Consider the following 17,756-nt stretch of genomic DNA (forward strand, 5'->3'; position numbering starts at 1 on the left):
AGCATTAGTGGGTGCCTAAAGCCGTAGCTGAAGAACCAGCCGTTGATGCCCGCTCCGCCGTCGTACCCCTAAACCAAGGAAAACCGGCGCGTCCTGACCTTTCCCGCCTCGTGGTGAAAGGGGCGCGCGAGCACAACCTGCGAAACGTGGACCTGGACCTGCCGCGGGACTCGATGATCGTTTTCACCGGGCTGTCCGGATCCGGCAAGTCATCCCTGGCGTTCGACACGATCTTCGCCGAGGGCCAGCGCCGCTACGTTGAGTCGCTCTCCGCATACGCCCGGCAGTTCCTGGGGCAAGTGGACAAACCGGACGTCGACTTCATCGAAGGGCTGTCCCCGGCGGTCTCCATCGACCAGAAATCCACCAGCAAGAACCCGCGTTCCACAGTTGGCACAATCACCGAGATCTACGACTACATGCGCCTGCTCTGGGCCCGTGTGGGGCGCCCGCACTGCCCCATCTGCGGCGAGCAGGTGGCCAAGCAGACGCCGCAGCAGATCGTCGACCAGTTGCTGGAACTTCCCGAGGGCACCCGCTTCCAGGTGCTGGCACCCGTGGTCCGCGGGCGGAAGGGCGAATTCGTCGATCTGTTCAAGGAACTCACGGCCAAGGGCTACTCCCGGGCCCGGGTGGACAGCGAACTGATCCAGCTCAGCGACCCTCCCAAGCTGGGAAAGCAGTTCAAGCACACCATCGAAGTGGTAGTGGACCGGCTAGTGGTCAAGGACGGCATCCGCCAGCGCCTGACCGACTCCGTGGAAACCGCGCTGGGTCTGGCCGAGGGCCGGGTTCTGGCGGAATTCGTGGACCTCGAAGCAGACGATCCGGAACGGGTCCGGGCGTTCTCCGAGCACCTCGCCTGCCCCAACGAGCACCCCCTCGCCATCGACGAAATCGAACCCCGCTCGTTTTCCTTCAACAATCCCTTCGGTGCGTGCTCGGCGTGCAGCGGCATCGGCACCAAGCTCGAAGTTGATGAGGAACTCATCATTCCGAACGCCGAACTTTCCCTGGGCGAGGGCGCCATCGCCCCCTGGTCCCTGGGCACGGCCACCAGCGAGTACTGGAACCGGCTGCTGTCCGGGCTGGCCAAGGAGCTCGACTTCTCCATGAAGACGCCGTGGCAGAAGCTCCCCGAGGACATCCGGCAGACCGTCCTGCACGGCAAGGACCACAAAGTCGTGGTGCAGTACCGCAACCGCTTCGGCCGGGAGCGCAAGTACAGCACCGGCTTCGAGGGTGTCATCCAGTACGTGCACCGCAAACACCTGGAAACGGATTCCGATTCCGCCCGGGACCGGTACGAAGAGTACATGCGGCAGATCCCCTGCCCTGCCTGCAACGGCGCCCGCCTGAACCCGGCCTCGCTTTCGGTGCTGATCAACGGCAAATCCATTGCCGAGGTCGCCGCCATGCCCATGCGTGAATGTGCGCACTTCCTGGACTCCCTGGTGCTGACCGGCCGCGAAGCCCAGATCGCGCACCAGGTCCTGAAGGAAATCCAGGCGCGCCTGACCTTCCTCCTGGACGTGGGGCTCGAGTACCTGAACCTGGAGCGCCCCTCCGGCACCTTGTCCGGCGGCGAGGCCCAGCGGATCCGCCTGGCAACCCAGATCGGTTCCGGCCTGGTGGGCGTTCTCTACGTCCTCGACGAGCCGTCCATCGGCCTGCACCAGCGCGACAACCGCCGCCTGATCGAGACCCTCACCCGCCTGCGCGACCTCGGCAACACCCTCATCGTGGTGGAGCACGATGAAGACACCATCCAGGAAGCGGACTGGGTTGTCGACATCGGACCCGGCGCCGGAGAACACGGCGGCCAGGTGGTGCACTCCGGCTCGTACAAGGAACTCCTGGAGAACACGGAATCGCTCACCGGCGACTACCTCTCCGGCCGCAAGAAGATCGACATTCCCAAGAAGCGGCGCAAATACGACAAGAAGCGTGAGCTGAAAGTCATCGGGGCCAGGGAGAACAACCTCGTCAACGTGGATGCCGCGTTCCCGCTGGGCCTGTTGACGGCCGTGACAGGGGTGAGCGGCTCCGGCAAGTCCACCCTGGTCAACGAAATCCTTTACAAGGTGCTCGCCAACAAGCTCAACGGCGCCAAGCAGGTGGCCGGACGGCACAAGTCAGTGCAGGGCCTTGAGCACCTGGACAAGGTGGTACACGTCGACCAGAGCCCCATCGGCCGGACACCGCGTTCCAACCCCGCCACGTACACGGGTGTGTTCGACAACATCCGGAAGCTCTTCGCCGAGACCACGGAAGCCAAGGTCCGCGGCTACCAGCCCGGGCGGTTCTCGTTCAATGTGAAGGGCGGCCGCTGCGAGGCCTGCTCCGGCGACGGCACGCTGAAGATCGAAATGAACTTCCTGCCTGACGTCTACGTGCCGTGCGAAGTCTGCCACGGCGCACGGTACAACCGGGAAACCCTGGAAGTCCACTACAAGGGCAAGACCATCGCCGACGTCCTGGACATGCCGATCGAGGAGGGCGCGGAATTCTTTGCCGCCTTCACGCCGATCGCCCGGCACCTCCGCACGCTGGTCGACGTCGGACTCGGTTACGTGCGGCTGGGACAGCCGGCCACTACGCTGTCCGGCGGTGAAGCGCAGCGCGTCAAGCTGGCTGCGGAACTCCAGAAGCGTTCCAACGGCCGGAGCATCTACGTCCTGGACGAGCCCACCACAGGGCTGCACTTCGAGGACATCCGCAAGCTGCTGATGGTCCTCCAGGGGCTGGTGGACAAGGGCAATACCGTGATCACCATCGAACACAACCTCGACGTCATCAAGAGTGCGGACTGGATCGTGGACCTGGGACCCGACGGCGGCTCGGGCGGTGGCCAGATCATCGCGACCGGCACCCCCGAACAGGTCGCAAAGTCCACCACGAGCTACACGGCCTCGTTCCTGGCTGAAATCCTGGGCTAGCCGGCCACTGCGCCGAATGGCTGGAGCGTGCTGATCCGGCGGGTAGAAGTATTCCCGCCGGGGAATGCGAGTTTCAGCCATTCGCGCACTCATGAGAAACTAGCCCGGTGACCCTTTCAACAGTGCCCGTGATCTTCGACCTGGACGGCACTCTTGTCGATCCGGCAGGCGGGATTACGGGCGGAATCTCCGCGGCCCTTACCCAACTCGGCATCAGGGTTCCCGCCCAGGCCCAACTGGACGCCATGATCGGTCCGAAACTCAGCGACTCCCTCCTCAACGTCGCCGGGGTTCCGCAGGAGCAGCTGGCCGAGGTCATCCGCCTGTACCGGGCCTACTACCTGGAAACCGGCATCGCGCAGAGCCGCCTGTATCCGGGCATCCCCGGCCTCATCGAGGAATATGCCGCGTCCGGCCGTCCCATTGCAGTGGCCACGCAGAAGCCCGAAGGTCTGGCACGGATTGTGCTTGAACACCACGGCATCGCGTCCTCGTTCCATTTCATCCGCGGTTCGGCAGCCGATGAAGCTGCCCACGCCACGGCCCCGCGCGGCAAAACCGAGATTGTTGCCGCAGCCCTGTCCGACCTCCGCACACAGCACGCCGTCATGGTGGGCGACCGTGCGCAGGACGTCGCCGGTGCCCTGGCCAACGGCCTTGACTGCATCGGCGTGAGCTGGGGGTTCGCGCCCGACGGTGAGCTGCAGGAGGCGGGCGCCGTGGCGATCGTGCACTCCACCACCGACCTCGCCGCCACCGTTAACAGCATGGACGCACTGCGTGCCGCAGCACTGGGCGGGGTGAACAACGATGGCGTTGTTTGATGCGATCCGCTGGACCACGCGCACGCTGATCTCCGGAACGTGCCGGCCCACCGTCATCGGGCTGGAGAACGTTCCCAAGGAGGGGCCCTTTATTGTCGCGCCGAACCACCTGTCCTTTCTGGACAGCGTGATTGTGCAGGCCCTCATGCCCCGGCCGGTGGCCTTCTTCGCCAAGGCCGAATACTTCACCACCGGAGGCGTCAAGGGGAAGGTCATGAAGTCCTTCTTCGAATCCGTCGGCTCCATTCCCGTGGAACGCGGCGAACAGGCCGCCAGCGTGGCGGCGCTCAAAACCCTCCTGGACATCCTCGAATCCGGAAAAGGCATCGGCATCTACCCGGAGGGCACCCGGTCCCGGGACGGCATCCTGTACCGCGGACGCACCGGTGTCGGCTGGCTCGCCCTGACCACGGGTGCACCCGTCATTCCCGTCGGCCTCATCGGAACCGAGCACCTCCAGCCGGCAGGCCAGAACGGCGTGAAGCCGCAGCACTTCACCATGAAGGTCGGCGAGCCGCTGTACTTCGAAAAGACCGGGCCCGACCACTCGCTGCCGGCACGCCGCCAGGTCACCGACCGCATAATGGACGCCATCGCCGAGCTCAGCGGCCAGGAGCGCTCCACCAGTTACAACCAGAGCAAGGTTGCGGAGTAGCGTCGGGGGCACCCGTGCATCCTCAGTAGACTTGATTCGTGGCAAATCCAGCTAGTTACCGACCCCAAACGGGTGAGATTCCAACCAACCCGGGCGTGTACCGCTTCCGGGATCCGCACGGCCGCGTCATCTATGTCGGCAAGGCCAAAAGCCTTCGCTCCCGCCTGAATTCATACTTCGCCAATCCGGGCGGCCTGCTTCCCAAGACCTACGCGATGGTCCACGCGGCCAGCAGCGTGGAGTGGACCGTCGTCGGAAGTGAACTGGAATCGCTCCAGCTGGAATACACCTGGATCAAGGAATTCAAGCCCCGGTTCAACGTGGTTTTCCGGGACGACAAGACCTACCCGTACCTCGCCGTCACCATGGGGGAGAAGCTGCCCCGTGTGCAGGTGCTCCGCGGAGAACGCCGCAAGGGCACCCGCTACTTCGGCCCGTACACGGCAGGGGCCATCCGCGAAACGATGGATACGCTGCTGCGCGTTTTTCCTGTCCGCAGCTGCAGTCCCGGCGTCCTGAAGCGGGCGCAGGCCAGCGGCCGGCCGTGCCTGCTCGGCTACATCGACAAATGTTCAGCACCGTGTGTGGGCCGCGTGACGCCGGAGGAGCACAGGGCACTGGCGGAAGACTTCTGCTCATTCATGGGCGGTGAGGCCAAGCGCTTCATCGGACGCCTGGAAAAGGACATGGCCGCTGCGGTCGCCGAACTCGACTACGAGCGGGCCGCGCGTGTCCGCGACGACATCATTGCCCTCCGGAAGGTTTTCGAACGCAACGCCGTGGTCCTGTCGGAGGACACCGACGCCGATATCTTCGCACTGCATGAGGACGAACTGGAGGCAGCCGTCCAGGTGTTCCATGTCCGGGGCGGCCGCGTCCGCGGCCAGCGCGGCTGGGTAGTGGAGAAAGTCGAGGACTCCACCACGCCGGACCTGGTGGAGCACCTGCTCCAGCAGGTCTACGGCGAGGAAGGCGAAACGCAGGGGCGGATGCCGCGGGAGGTCCTGGTTCCCGAAGAGCCGAGCAACGCGGCCGAACTCGCTCAGTGGCTTGCCGGCCTGCGGGGTGCAAAAGTGGACATCCGCGTCCCGCGCCGCGGCGACAAGGCAGCCCTCATGTCCACGGTGCGGGAAAATGCCGAGCACGCCCTGAAACTGCACAAGTCACGCCGCGCCGGAGACCTGACGAACCGGTCGCTGGCATTGCAGGAACTCCAGGAGGCCCTGGACCTGCCCGTCGCGCTGCTCCGCATCGAATGCTTTGATATCTCGCACGTGCAGGGGACCAACGTGGTGGCGTCCATGGTGGTGGTGGAAGACGGCCTTCCCAAGAAATCCGACTACCGCAAGTTCTCGATCACCGGCGCCGCAGCCGCGGACGACACTGCGGCCATGCATGATGTCCTCACGCGCCGCTTCCGGAACTACCTCCAGGAGCAGTCGGACCACGCCGAAGCCGCCAGGCTTCCCGGGCACCAGGCAGCGCTGGAGGCCATGGCGACCGCTTCCGTGCAGGACACCACCACACCCGCACCGCGCGCCAAGTTCGCCTACCCGCCCAACCTCGTGGTGGTGGACGGCGGCAAGCCCCAGGTCAACGCCGCGGCACGTGCCCTGGCGGAGCTCGGCATCGACGACGTCTACGTGGTTGGACTTGCCAAGCGCCTTGAGGAGGTATGGCTGCCGGACAGCGACTTCCCGGTAATCCTGCCGCGGACCTCCGAGGGCCTCTACCTGCTTCAGCGGATCCGCGATGAAGCCCACCGTTTCGCTATTACCTTCCACCGCCAGAAGCGCGGCAAGGCCATGACGGTGTCCGCCCTGGACAGTGTTCCCGGCCTGGGAGAGGCCAAGCGCAAAGCCCTGCTCGCCCAGTTCGGCTCGGTCAAGAGCATCCGGACAGCCAGCGCTGCGGAACTTGCCACCGCCAAGGGCATCGGGCCTTCGCTGGCGGACGCCATCGTCAGCCATTTCAGTAACGCCGCCGCATCCCCGGACCCTGAATCGCCGGCCATCAACATGACGACCGGCGAAATCATTGAAACTTAGCTAGGGTAAGGACCTGAAGCGGAACGCGCGGTTGCGTCGAATTACACAGCAGGAATGGGGCATTACTCATGGCAGAGTCAACGGCAGGATCCGACGCGGAACAGGACGGCATGACGCCGGTCAGGCCCGTTGAAGCGGAACTGCTTGTGGTGACGGGTATGTCCGGGGCAGGGCGCAGCACCGCTGCGGATGCACTCGAGGACCATGGCTGGTATGTCGTCGAGAACCTTCCGCCGCAAATGCTCGGCACCCTCGCCGAACTGGTCTCCCACGCCCCGCAGTCCATTCCCAAGCTCGCTGTGGTGGTGGACGTACGAAGCAAGGCCCTCTTCACCGACATCCGGGCAGCCCTTAAAACACTTGAGGCGAGCGGTGTAACGTTCCGGGTCCTGTTCCTTGACGCCAACGACGACGTCCTGGTTCGCCGCTTCGAGCAGGGCCGCCGCCCGCACCCCCTGCAGGGAGGCGGGCGGATCCTCGACGGCATCGCCGCGGAACGGGACCTGCTGCATGAACTTCGGGATTCCGCGGACATCGTGCTGGATACCTCCGAATTCAATGTCCACGCCCTCGCCACTGCCATCACGGAACTTTTCAGCGACACCGGCCCCGTGGCCCTGCGGCTGAACGTCATGAGCTTCGGCTTCAAGTACGGGCTGCCCGTGGACGCCAATTTTGTGGTGGACGCCCGCTTCATCCCCAACCCCCACTGGATCCCGCAGCTCCGCCCCCACACGGGCCTGGACAAGGACGTCAGCGATTACGTTCTGGAGGCTGAAGGCGTCAAGAGCTTCGTGGACCGCTACGTGCTGGCCATCGAGCCGGTTCTGGATGGCTACCGCCGGGAGAACAAGCATTACGCCACCATCGCCGTGGGCTGCACGGGCGGAAAGCACCGTTCGGTGGCCGTCGCCATGGAGTTGTCCAAGAAGCTCGCGCAATATCCGCGTGTCACAGTGACCACCACCCACCGGGACCTGGGCCGCGAGTAATGGGACTGCTTACCGGGCCGCTGCCCATGGTTCCGCCGGCCGGCGGCGCCGGCGGCGGGCAGCTGGACAAGGGTCCGTCCGTCGTCGCCCTCGGCGGAGGGCACGGACTGTCCGCCTCGCTGTCCGCCCTTCGGCTGCTCACCTCCGACCTGACGGCCATCGTCACCGTAGCGGACGACGGCGGGTCCTCCGGCCGCCTGCGCGAGGAGTACGGCGTCCTCCCGCCCGGCGACCTGCGGATGGCGCTCACGGCACTCTGTGACGACACTGACTGGGGCAGGACCTGGCGGGACGTCATGCAACACCGCTTCCACCCCGGTGGCGGCCGCGGCGGCTCCCTTGACGACCACGCGATGGGCAACCTGCTGATCGTCACCCTCTGGGAACTGCTGGGCGACACGGTCGGAGGCCTCAAATGGGCCGGCGCACTGCTGGGTGCCCGCGGACAGGTCCTGCCCATGTCCAGCGTGCCACTGACGATCGAAGGGGATGTCCGGGTGCCGGGTCCTGACGGGTCGTACACGCTGGAGACGGTGACAGGGCAGGCCAAGTGCGCAGTGGCGGGCTCGCTGGAGAGCGTGCGGCTCCTGCCGGAGTCGGCGCACGCCTGCGTGGAAGCCCTGACTGCCATCGAGCTGGCCGACTGGGTCATCCTCGGCCCGGGGTCCTGGTACACGTCCGTGCTGCCGCACCTGCTGCTGCCCGAGATGCGCCAGGCGCTCTCCGATACGCCGGCCAAGCGGTGCCTCACCATGAACCTGGCCACGGACACCAAGGAAACCTCCGGGATGTCCGCCGCCGACCACCTGCACGTGCTGCGGAGCTATGCGCCCGACTTCAGCATCGACGTCGTGCTGGCGGACCCGGTCTCCGTGCCGGACGTCGAAGAGTTCAAGCGGGCAGCGGGGATGCTCGGTGCCGAGGTGGTGTTGGGTAAAGTAGGGGCGTCGAGCCGCCGACCGATCCACGACCCCCTGCGTCTGGCAACGGCGTACCACGATATTTTCGGGAACAGTTAGGAAGGTGCCATGGCACTGACATCATCAGTCAAGGAAGAACTGTCCCGCCTGGACATTAAGAAGTCCTCGGTCCGCAAGGCTGAAGTCTCCGCAATGCTGCGATTCGCCGGCGGTCTCCACATCGTTTCGGGCCGCATCGTGATCGAGGCCGAGGTGGACCTCGCGTCCACGGCACGCCGGCTCCGGGCTGCCATCGCGGAGGTCTACGGCCACCAGAGCGAGATCATCGTCGTCTCCGGCGGCGGGCTCCGCCGCGGCAACCGGTACGTGGTGCGGGTAGTGCGGGACGGGGAAGCCCTGGCCCGCCAGACCGGCCTGCTGGACGCCCGCGGCCGCCCTGTGCGCGGCCTGCCCTCTGCCGTGGTCAACGGATCCGCCGCCGACGCAGAAGCCGTGTGGCGCGGCGCCTTCCTGGCCCACGGGTCGCTGACGGAACCGGGCCGCTCCTCGGCCATGGAAGTGACCTGCCCCGGGCCCGAGTCGGCACTGGCCCTCGTGGGCGCAGCGCGGCGCCTCGGCATCCAGGCCAAGGCCCGGGAAGTCAGGGGAGTGGACCGGGTGGTCATCCGGGACGGGGACACCATCGCAGCCCTGCTCACCCGCATGGGCGCGCATGATGCGCTGATGGTCTGGGAAGAGCGCCGCATGCGCAAGGAAGTCCGGGCCACCGCCAACAGGCTGGCCAACTTCGACGACGCCAACCTGCGCCGCTCGGCCCAGGCCGCCGTTGCCGCCGGGGCCAGGGTTGACCGCGCCCTGGAGATCCTCGGCGACGACGTGCCGGACCACCTGAAGTATGCCGGCGAGCTGCGCGTGGCCCACAAACAGGCCAGCCTGGACGAACTTGGCCGGCTGGCCGATCCGCCCATGACCAAGGATGCGATAGCAGGCAGGATCCGCAGGCTCCTGGCCATGGCCGACAAACGTGCCCTCGACCTGGGCATTCCCGGCACCGAGGCCAATGTGACGCCGGAAATGCTGGACGAGTAACGGCGCCCCTAGAATCGAGACCGGGTTACGGAAACCCGCTAAATTTCCGGGTGACCAGTCATCCGGATGCACAATCCGAGAGTTACCAAACCGGACAACCTGTCCACGACATTGGAGGATTTTGTGACCGAGTACGTACTGCCTGAACTCAGCTACGACTACGCAGCGCTGGAGCCCCACATCTCCGCACGCATCATGGAACTGCACCACAGCAAGCACCACGCAGCCTATGTGACCGGCGCCAACAACGCGCTGGCCCAGCTGGCTGAGGCACGCGAAAAGGGCGACTTCGCCAACATCAACCGTCTTTCGAAGGACCTGGCCTTCCACACCGGCGGCCACGTCAACCACTCCGTGTTCTGGAACAACCTCTCCCCGGACGGCGGCGACAAGCCCGAGGGTGAACTGGCCGCAGCCATCGACGACGCCTTCGGTTCCTTTGACGCCTTCCGGGCGCAGTTCAGCGCTGCCGCACTGGGCCTGCAGGGTTCGGGCTGGGGCTTCCTGGCCTACGAGCCCATCGGCGGAAACCTCGTCATTGAGCAGCTCTACGATCAGCAGGGCAACGTTGCGCTGGGCACCACGCCGCTGCTGATGCTCGACATGTGGGAGCACGCTTTCTACCTGGACTACGTCAACGTCAAGGCCGACTACGTCAAGGCTTTCTGGAACATCGTGAACTGGGCCGACGTCGCCAAGCGCTTCGACGGTGCACGCAGGAACGCCACGGGCCTCATTACCCTCTAAAGCCGTTCAGGCGTGACGTGGCAGACATGCCCCTGTAACAAACTTCACATTTAGCCCGTTTCGGACCGAATCGTGGAAGGTCGGCCCCCGCACTTGCGGGGGCCGACCTACTTAAACGTAAGATGGATCACGGAAGGCGGTTAGCCTTCAGCAATGTGGCTGGTCGCCCTCCGATCTGGTAATCATCTCTGCCCAATGGCGTGCGGGATCTGTTAGTTGGCTTGAACGCCCGCTCAACTAGTTGTGCTTCTACAAGCACCAAGGAGACTGAAAAAGTGACGACCCGTATTGGTATCAACGGCTTTGGCCGTATCGGCCGCAACTACTTCCGCGCAGCACTCGCACAGGGCGCTGACCTCGAGATCGTTGCAGTCAACGACCTCACCAGCCCCGAGGCGCTGGCCCACCTCTTCAAGTACGACTCCGTCGGCGGGCGCCTGAAGGAGACCATCGAGGTCAAGGACGGCAACATCGTCGTCAACGGGAACGTCGTTAAGGTTCTTGCCGAGCGCGACCCCGCCAACCTCCCCTGGGGCGAGCTGGGTGTTGACATCGTCATCGAGTCCACCGGCTTCTTCACCAAGGCCGCAGCTGCCAAGAAGCACATCGACGCCGGCGCCAAGAAGGTCCTGATTTCCGCCCCCGCCTCGGATGAGGACATCACCATCGTGATGGGCGTGAACCACGAGCTGTACGACAACGCCACCCACCACATCATTTCCAACGCGTCCTGCACCACCAACTGCCTTGGCCCGCTGGCCAAGGTGGTCAACGACGAGTTCGGCATCGAGCGCGGCCTCATGACCACGGTCCACGCCTACACGGCTGACCAGAACCTGCAGGACGGCCCGCACAACGATCTCCGTCGCGCCCGCGCCGCCGCCATCAACATGGTGCCCACCTCCACCGGTGCGGCCAAGGCAATCGGCCTGGTCCTCCCGGAGCTCAAGGGCAAGCTGGACGGCTACGCCATCCGCGTGCCGGTCCCCACCGGTTCGGCCACCGACCTCACGGTCACCGTTTCCCGCGAGACCACCGTTGAGGAAGTCAACGCCGCCCTGAAGAAGGCGTCTGAGTCCGAGGCACTCCAGGGCTTCCTGACGTACACGGATGAGCCGATCGTCTCCTCCGACATCGTCGGCGACCCCGCCTCCTCGATCTTCGACTCCGGTCTCACCAAGGTCATCGGCAACCAGGTCAAGGTTGTTTCCTGGTATGACAACGAATGGGGCTACTCCAACCGCCTGGTCGACCTCACGGAGCTCGTCGCATCCAAGCTGGGCTAGGGTTAGACACATGACATTCCACACCCTCAACGAACTGATCGCTGATGGTGTCCGCGGGCGGTACATTCTGGTCAGAAGTGACCTGAATGTGCCGCTCGACGGCTCTGAAGTGACTGACGACGGCCGCATCAAGGCCTCCCTGCCAGTACTGACGAAGCTCACGGACGCCGGTGCCCGCGTGCTGGTCACAGCCCACCTCGGCCGCCCCAAGGGCGCCCCGGAAGAGAAGTACTCCCTCAAGCCTGCCGCCACGCGGCTTGCTGAACTGGCCTCCTTCAAGGTCACCCTGGCCGGAGACACCGTCGGTGCCTCGGCCCGGGAGCTTGCCGCTGCGTTGCGGGACGGCGAAGCGCTGATCCTTGAAAACGTCCGCTTCGATGCCCGTGAAACCAGCAAGGACGACGCCGAGCGCGGCGCCTTCGCGGACGAACTGGTGGCTTTGACGGGGGAGAACGGTGCTTTCGTGGATGACGCCTTTGGCGCCGTCCACCGCAAGCACGCCAGCGTGTACGACGTCGCCACGCGGCTGCCGTCGTACCAGGGCGACCTTGTGCACACCGAAGTCGAGGTGCTGCGCAAGCTCACGACGGAAACCCAGCGGCCCTACGTTGTGGTTCTCGGCGGCTCCAAGGTTTCGGACAAGCTTGCCGTTATCGATAACCTGATCGGCAAAGCCGACACCATCCTGGTGGGCGGCGGCATGCTGTTCACGTTCCTCGCGGCTGAGGGCCACAAGGTGGCAGGCAGCCTCCTCGAAGAAGACCAGATCCCCGTAGTGCAGGAGTACCTGAAGCGGGCGGCGGACGCAGGCACCGAGTTCATCGTGCCCACGGACGTTGTGGTTGCGGCCAAGTTCGCTGCGGACGCTGACCACGAGACGGTCAGTGCTGACGCCATCGAAGACAGCAGCTTCGGCGCGCAGGGCATCGGCCTGGACATCGGCCCCGAATCCGCGGCTGCATTTGCCGCCCGGATCAAGGGTGCCAAGACGGTGTTCTGGAACGGCCCCATGGGTGTGTTCGAATTCGAGGCCTTCGCCGGGGGCACCCGTGCCATCGCGCAGGCGCTCACCGAAGCGGACGCGTTCACCGTGGTTGGCGGAGGCGACTCTGCTGCTGCGGTGCGTACGCTGGGCTTCGCTGACGACCAGTTCGGCCACATCTCCACGGGTGGCGGCGCCAGCCTGGAGTACCTCGAAGGCAAAGAACTGCCGGGCCTCAGCGTCCTCGACCGCTAGATCCTCCAGCCGGCAGGGCACCCACTGAAAAGTCGGGGCCCTGCCGGCTGTTCACATCACAAGCATTTTTGGAGAACACGTGACTACGTCAACGAATGGCAAGTTCGACCGCACGCCCCTGATTGCCGGCAACTGGAAGATGAACATGGACCACGTCCAGGGCATCACGCTGCTGCAGAAGCTGGCCTGGACCCTGTCCGACGCCAAGCATGATTACAGCCGCGCTGAAGTTGCTGTCTTCCCGCCTTTTACCGACCTCCGCGGCGTCCAGACCCTGGTCCAGGGCGACGAGCTGGAAGTTGTCTACGGCGCACAGGACCTGTCGCAGTTCGACTCCGGCGCCTACACAGGTGATATTTCGGGCCAGTTCCTGAACAAGCTGGGCTGCAAGTATGTGCTGGTGGGACACAGCGAACGCCGCACCATCCACAACGAGTCCGACGACGTCCTCAACGCGAAGGTGAAGGCTGCCTTCCGCCACGGAGTCACCCCGGTGCTGTGCGTCGGCGAAGGCCTGGAGATCCGGCAGGCCGGGACGCACGTCCAGCACACCCTTGACCAGCTGCGCGCCGACGTCGAAGGCCTCAGCGCCGAAGACGCGGCCGAACTCGTGGTCGCCTACGAGCCCGTCTGGGCCATCGGCACCGGCGAGGTGGCAGGTCCGGAGGACGCCCAGGAAATGTGCGCCGCCATCCGTGCCGAACTCGTCACCCTCTTCGGCGATGACGTTGCCGCCAAGGTCCGCCTGCTCTACGGCGGTTCGGTCAAGGCCAACAACGCAGCGGCCATCCTGAACGAACGCGACGTCGACGGCGTGTTGGTGGGCGGGGCCAGCCTCGATCCTGCTGAGTTTGCTAATATTGTCAGGTTCGAGAGTCACCTGCTGACGGATTAGTCCGGACACAGGCGTGACCCCCGCAATCATCAACTTCTGAAAGGCCGTCGTGGACGTTCTTCATGTCATTCTGCAGATCCTCCTGGGCATCACCAGCCTCCTGCTGACGCTGCTCATCCTGCTCCACAAGGGACGGGGCGGCGGTCTGTCGGACATGTTCGGCGGAGGAATGAGCTCCGGCCTCAGCTCGTCCGGAGTGGCGGAACGGAACCTCAACAGGTTCACGGTCATCCTCGGCGTCACTTGGGGCGTTGTCATCATCGCGCTCGGCCTGCTGATGCGCTTCTCCGGAGGCGGCGACTCCTAGCATTCCGCTCGAAACAGATCGGGGACCGGGAGTTTTCCCGGAATTTACACTCCCGGTACTAACGGCCCTGCCGCCGTCGGGAACTCCGCACTAAACTGTGGCTGTTGGCTTCCAACAACCGGTCAGTCGAGTAGCCAGGAGTTCCCGATGGTGCATGCTGCTTCAGGGTTCCGGGGAACCCGTGTCGGGGTGGCCGAAGGGTCAGCCCCCAGAATCCAGCCAAACGACGTTGTCGGTGAACGCTTGCCGCGTATTCGTGTTTCCTATTGGTGCGCCAAAGGACACGAGACGCGGCCAGTTTTCCTTAAGCTCCCGGAAGACCAGATCCCCGTCGTCTGGGACTGCCGCCGTTGCGGCTGTCCGGCGTCGCGCGACGAGACGCTGGTGGAAGTCCCGCACCATTCCGAAGAGGGCTACAAGAGTCACCTCGAGTACGTTAAAGAGCGGCGCTCCAGCCAGGACGCCGAAGACGTACTGGCTGGAGCGCTGGAACGGCTACGAGCCCGCGGAACCCTTTCGGACTAGCTGCTCGGGAACCCTTGAGGCGGCATTCTCATCGATCAGCCACAGTGTCCGTGTGCGGCCCCTTGGCCCTGCCGCCGGGACCTGTACCGGGTTTGCACCGGCCAGGGCAAGCCCTACGGCCCCGGCCTTGTCCTCACCCGCCACAACCATCCACACTTCACTGGCCGTGTTGATCGCGGGCAATGTCAGGGAAATCCGCTCCGGCGGCGGTTTCGGCGAGTTCCGGACACCCACCACCGTGAGCTCCTTTTCCCGGATGCCTGCCTGTTCCGGGAAGAGCGAAGCAACATGGGCATCCGGGCCCACGCCAAGAAGGACCACATCGAACCGCGGCAGCTTCCCCGGGTTCTCGGGCCGGTCGTCGGACATGTCCGCGGCATGCTCCGCCGCGGCTGCCTCGGCGAGTCGGCGCGCGTAATCGGCCGCCGCGTCCTCCGGGCTGTCGAAGTCGTCCGTGGACCCCGGCTGGTTTACGCGGTCCGGGTCCACTGATATGCGGGACAACAGGGCGTCGTGGGCCTGAAGGGTGTTGCGGTCGCTGTCGGTGCTGCCGACGAAGCGCTCGTCGCCCCACCAGAAGTTAACTTTGGACCAGTTCACTGCCGGAGCCGCCGCGGAGTCAGCAACCGCCTTGAGGGTTCCAATGCCCACAGTGCCGCCCGTAAGCACCACCGTCGCCTCATCGTGTTTGTCCTGGACGTCCACGAGCTTGGTGATGAGCCGCGCCGCAATGGCAGCCATCAGTACGGATGAGTCAGGGTGGATGCTTACTCTGGGATCAGCGCTCACTGGGACGGACACTCCTTAGATTTGTACGGGGCAGTCCAATAGTAATCACTTCGCCGAACACTTCGTCGGGATCCAGGCGCCGGAGCTCTTCCGCCAGGCAGTCCTTCAGGCTGCGGCGCGGGAGGGAGATGCGCTGCGCCGGCTGGCCGGGCTGGGTCAGTTCCGCCACGGACAGTCCCGGCCGGAACAGCTGGACGTCACCGCTGGCACGGCTCAGCCGCACCCGGCGGATACCGGTCCCGGCAGGATCGGCCACGATGGTCACGGGGGCGTCCAGGGCCAGCGTCAGCCATGCTGCGAGGAGCAGCGTGCTGGGGGAGTCCGAGGCGCCTTCCACGGCCACGGCCGTGACGGGAGACGGGTCCACCTGGTCCAGCACTGCGGCCAGCTGGATCCGCCAGTTGGTCAGGCGTGTCCAGGCGAGGTCGGTATCCCCGGCCTTGTAGGTGTTCCGGATGTTGTCCAGAGCCCGCTGCGGATCCTCCTCGTTGGCTGAGTCGGTGATCCGGCGGTGGGCTATGCGGCCGATGGATGTATCACAGGCGCTCTTCGGCGCGCCGTGCGGCCACCAGGCCACAATCGGTGCGTCCGGGAGCAGCAGTGCCGCCACCAGGGACTCGCTTTCCTCCGCGAGTTCGCCGTAGCCGCGCAGGACGATTACTTCGGACGCGCCGGCGTCGCCGCCCACCCGGATCTGGGCATCCAGCCGGGTGGGGGCCTTGGCACCGGCATCGGCGAGGACGATGATCCGGCAGGGGTGTTCCCGGCTGGCTTCGTTGGCCGCTTCGATGGCCTCTTCCTCGAGCCCGGACTTGGTGACGACCACGAGGGTCAGCACACGTCCGAGCGCGATCACGCCGCCCTGCTCGCGCAGGGACATGATCTTCTTGGAGATGGCGGAGGTTGTTGTATCGGGAAGATCTACGATCATGGCCTTCTCCAGGTTCGTCCGTCGCGGGCAAGCAGCTCATCCGCCGAGGCAGGGCCCCAGCTTCCGGGGGCGTAGGGTTCGGGCTGTTCGTCCAGGCTGGCCCAGTACTCTTCGAAGGGATCCAGGATCTTCCAGGACAGTTCCACTTCCTGGTGCCGCGGAAACAGCGGCGGCTCACCCAGCAGCACGTCCAGGATGAGGCGTTCGTACGCTTCCGGGCTGGATTCGGTGAACGAGTGCCCGTAGCCGAAGTCCATCGTCACGTCTCGGACTTCCATCTGGGTGCCCGGCACCTTCGAACCGAAGCGGATGGTTGCGCCCTCATCAGGCTGCACGCGGATCACCACGGCGTTCTGGCCGAAGTCGTCCTCGCCGTGATCGCGGAACAGCAGGTTGGGTGCGCGCTTGAAGACGACGGCGATTTCCGTCACGCGGCGTCCCAGGCGCTTGCCGGCGCGCAGGTAGAACGGCACACCGGACCAGCGACGGGTGTGGATGTCCACACGGACCGCGGCGTAGGTTTCCGTGGTGGAGTCGGCGGGAATGCCTTCCTCCTCCAGATAACCGAGGACCTGCTCGCCGCCCTGCCAGCCGCCGGCGAACTGACCGCGCGCCGAGTGGGTGGACAGGTCATCGGGGAGCTTGACCGCGGCCAGGACCTTTTCCTTCTCGGCACGCAGGTCATCGGCGTTGAAGGAAATGGGCTCCTCCATGGCGGTGAGCGCCAGGAGCTGCAGCAGGTGGTTCTGGATGACGTCGCGGGCAGCGCCCACACCGTCGTAATATCCTGCCCGGCCACCGGTACCGATGTCCTCGGCCATGGTGATCTGGACATGGTCAACATAGTTGGCGTTCCAGAGCGGCTCGAACAACTGGTTCGCGAAACGCAGCGCCAGGATGTTCTGGACCGTTTCCTTGCCCAGGTAGTGGTCAATCCGGAACACGGCATCCGGCGGGAACACGGACTCCACGATGTCATTGAGCTGCCGGGCCGACTCAAGGTCGTGCCCGAACGGCTTCTCAATGACCACGCGGCGCCACTTGTCACCCTCGGCCTGCGCCAGCCCGTGCTTGGACAGCTGCCGGCAAACCTGCTCGAACGCCTTCGGCGGAATGGACAGGTAGAACGCATGGTTGCCCCGCGTTCCGCGCTGTTCGTCCAGTTCGTCAATCGTGTCGCCGAGCCGCTCAAAGGCGTCGTCGTCGTCGAACTCTCCCTGGACGAAACGGATGCCCTCGGACAGCTGGTTCCACACGGCCTCGTCAAACGGGGTCCGGGCATACGCCATGACCGCCGCCTTCACCTCGGCGGCGAAATCCTCGTTCTCCCACTGCCGCCGCGCGAAGCCCACCAGGGCAAAGCTCGGCGGCAGCAGGCCACGATTAGCCAGGTCATACACGGCAGGCATGAGCTTCTTGCGGGCAAGGTCGCCGGTCACGCCGAAGAGGACCAGCGAGGAGGGGCCGGCGATGCGGTTCAGCCTGCGGTCCCGAGGGTCCCTCAACGGGTTGCGGCCCCGCGCTGCTGACTTCCTGCTGCCGTTTTCAGTTTCTGGCATGGTTGGTTCGGTG

The 17,756-nt window shown here is 65.1% G+C and carries 16 protein-coding genes; 13 read left to right on the plus strand and 3 right to left on the minus strand.

What is annotated here, in order from left to right; all coding sequences use genetic code 11:
• The first annotated feature begins 11 nt into the window (after nt 1-11).
• The 13 genes from uvrA to Q8Z05_RS18415 all read left to right on the plus strand — a co-directional run bounded on the left by uvrA (nt 12) and on the right by Q8Z05_RS18415 (nt 14,464).
• Nucleotides 12-2,939 (plus strand): excinuclease ABC subunit UvrA, encoded by a 2,928-nt coding sequence (gene uvrA, locus Q8Z05_RS18355; protein WP_305940991.1) that lies wholly within the window; start codon nt 12-14, stop codon nt 2,937-2,939.
• Between the two features lie 107 nt (nt 2,940-3,046).
• Complete coding sequence (locus Q8Z05_RS18360) at nt 3,047-3,763, plus strand: HAD hydrolase-like protein (protein WP_305940992.1); 717 nt, start codon at nt 3,047-3,049, stop codon at nt 3,761-3,763.
• Nucleotides 3,750-4,418 (plus strand): lysophospholipid acyltransferase family protein, encoded by a 669-nt coding sequence (locus Q8Z05_RS18365; protein WP_305940993.1) that lies wholly within the window; start codon nt 3,750-3,752, stop codon nt 4,416-4,418. The genes Q8Z05_RS18360 and Q8Z05_RS18365 overlap by 14 nt, the downstream gene beginning before the upstream one ends.
• Before the next feature lie 38 nt (nt 4,419-4,456).
• The gene (gene uvrC, locus Q8Z05_RS18370; protein WP_305940994.1) at nt 4,457-6,466 is read left to right on the plus strand and encodes an excinuclease ABC subunit UvrC; all 2,010 of its coding nucleotides are present in this window, start codon (nt 4,457-4,459) and stop codon (nt 6,464-6,466) included.
• A 68-nt stretch (nt 6,467-6,534) separates the two neighbouring features.
• Entirely contained in the window at nt 6,535-7,458 is a 924-nt protein-coding gene (gene rapZ / locus Q8Z05_RS18375) for an RNase adapter RapZ (RefSeq protein ID WP_305940995.1), read from the plus strand.
• Nucleotides 7,458-8,477 (plus strand): gluconeogenesis factor YvcK family protein, encoded by a 1,020-nt coding sequence (locus Q8Z05_RS18380; protein WP_305940996.1) that lies wholly within the window; start codon nt 7,458-7,460, stop codon nt 8,475-8,477. The genes rapZ and Q8Z05_RS18380 overlap by 1 nt, the downstream gene beginning before the upstream one ends.
• A gap of 9 nt (nt 8,478-8,486) precedes the next feature.
• Nucleotides 8,487-9,467 carry a DNA-binding protein WhiA gene (gene whiA / locus Q8Z05_RS18385; protein WP_305940997.1) on the plus strand — a complete coding sequence of 327 codons (981 nt, stop codon included), beginning with the start codon at nt 8,487-8,489 and terminating at the stop codon, nt 9,465-9,467.
• Nucleotides 9,468-9,590: 123 nt separating this feature from the next.
• Nucleotides 9,591-10,214: a superoxide dismutase gene (locus Q8Z05_RS18390; RefSeq protein WP_305940998.1), complete on the plus strand. Its 624-nt coding sequence runs from the start codon at nt 9,591-9,593 to the stop codon at nt 10,212-10,214.
• Between the two features lie 275 nt (nt 10,215-10,489).
• Nucleotides 10,490-11,500: a type I glyceraldehyde-3-phosphate dehydrogenase gene (gene gap / locus Q8Z05_RS18395; protein WP_305940999.1), complete on the plus strand. Its 1,011-nt coding sequence runs from the start codon at nt 10,490-10,492 to the stop codon at nt 11,498-11,500.
• Between the two features lie 10 nt (nt 11,501-11,510).
• Complete coding sequence (locus Q8Z05_RS18400) at nt 11,511-12,737, plus strand: phosphoglycerate kinase (RefSeq protein WP_305941000.1); 1,227 nt, start codon at nt 11,511-11,513, stop codon at nt 12,735-12,737.
• Between the two features lie 79 nt (nt 12,738-12,816).
• Complete coding sequence (tpiA, locus tag Q8Z05_RS18405; protein ID WP_305941001.1) at nt 12,817-13,632, plus strand: triose-phosphate isomerase; 816 nt, start codon at nt 12,817-12,819, stop codon at nt 13,630-13,632.
• Between the two features lie 49 nt (nt 13,633-13,681).
• Nucleotides 13,682-13,939, plus strand: coding sequence for a preprotein translocase subunit SecG (secG, locus tag Q8Z05_RS18410; protein WP_011691936.1), 258 nt, complete (start codon nt 13,682-13,684; stop codon nt 13,937-13,939).
• 147 nt (nt 13,940-14,086) lie between these two features.
• Nucleotides 14,087-14,464: an RNA polymerase-binding protein RbpA gene (locus tag Q8Z05_RS18415; protein ID WP_305941002.1), complete on the plus strand. Its 378-nt coding sequence runs from the start codon at nt 14,087-14,089 to the stop codon at nt 14,462-14,464.
• Here the strand turns inward: Q8Z05_RS18415 and pgl are convergent.
• From pgl to zwf, 3 genes are read right to left on the minus strand one after another with little or no spacing between them, the layout of a single operon-like run.
• Nucleotides 14,435-15,205: a 6-phosphogluconolactonase gene (gene pgl / locus Q8Z05_RS18420; protein ID WP_305941003.1), complete on the minus strand. Its 771-nt coding sequence runs from the start codon at nt 15,203-15,205 to the stop codon at nt 14,435-14,437. The genes Q8Z05_RS18415 and pgl overlap by 30 nt on opposite strands.
• Before the next feature lie 37 nt (nt 15,206-15,242).
• The gene (locus tag Q8Z05_RS18425; protein ID WP_305941004.1) at nt 15,243-16,184 is read right to left on the minus strand and encodes a glucose-6-phosphate dehydrogenase assembly protein OpcA; all 942 of its coding nucleotides are present in this window, start codon (nt 16,182-16,184) and stop codon (nt 15,243-15,245) included.
• The gene (zwf, locus tag Q8Z05_RS18430; RefSeq protein WP_305941005.1) at nt 16,181-17,743 is read right to left on the minus strand and encodes a glucose-6-phosphate dehydrogenase; all 1,563 of its coding nucleotides are present in this window, start codon (nt 17,741-17,743) and stop codon (nt 16,181-16,183) included. Before zwf ends, Q8Z05_RS18425 begins: the two co-directional genes overlap by 4 nt.
• Between the last annotated feature and the right edge of the window lie 13 nt (nt 17,744-17,756).

It is taken from the genome of Arthrobacter oryzae (genome assembly GCF_030718995.1).
GTDB lineage: Bacteria > Actinomycetota > Actinomycetes > Actinomycetales > Micrococcaceae > Arthrobacter > Arthrobacter oryzae_C.

What these genes read in the sequence shown, in the direction of transcription:
- Q8Z05_RS18365 (WP_305940993.1), top strand. Translation starts at nt 3,750, where the DNA reads ATGGCGTTGTTTGATGCGATCCGCTGGACCACGCGCACGCTGATCTCC.
- rapZ (WP_305940995.1), top strand. Translation starts at nt 6,535, where the DNA reads ATGGCAGAGTCAACGGCAGGATCCGACGCGGAACAGGACGGCATGACG.
- Q8Z05_RS18380 (WP_305940996.1), top strand. Translation starts at nt 7,458, where the DNA reads ATGGGACTGCTTACCGGGCCGCTGCCCATGGTTCCGCCGGCCGGCGGC.
- whiA (WP_305940997.1), top strand. Translation starts at nt 8,487, where the DNA reads ATGGCACTGACATCATCAGTCAAGGAAGAACTGTCCCGCCTGGACATT.
- Q8Z05_RS18400 (WP_305941000.1), top strand. Translation starts at nt 11,511, where the DNA reads ATGACATTCCACACCCTCAACGAACTGATCGCTGATGGTGTCCGCGGG.
- Q8Z05_RS18415 (WP_305941002.1), top strand. Translation starts at nt 14,087, where the DNA reads ATGGTGCATGCTGCTTCAGGGTTCCGGGGAACCCGTGTCGGGGTGGCC.
- pgl (WP_305941003.1), bottom strand. Translation starts at nt 15,205, where the DNA reads ATGGCTGCCATTGCGGCGCGGCTCATCACCAAGCTCGTGGACGTCCAG.
- Q8Z05_RS18425 (WP_305941004.1), bottom strand. Translation starts at nt 16,184, where the DNA reads ATGATCGTAGATCTTCCCGATACAACAACCTCCGCCATCTCCAAGAAG.
- zwf (WP_305941005.1), bottom strand. Translation starts at nt 17,743, where the DNA reads ATGCCAGAAACTGAAAACGGCAGCAGGAAGTCAGCAGCGCGGGGCCGC.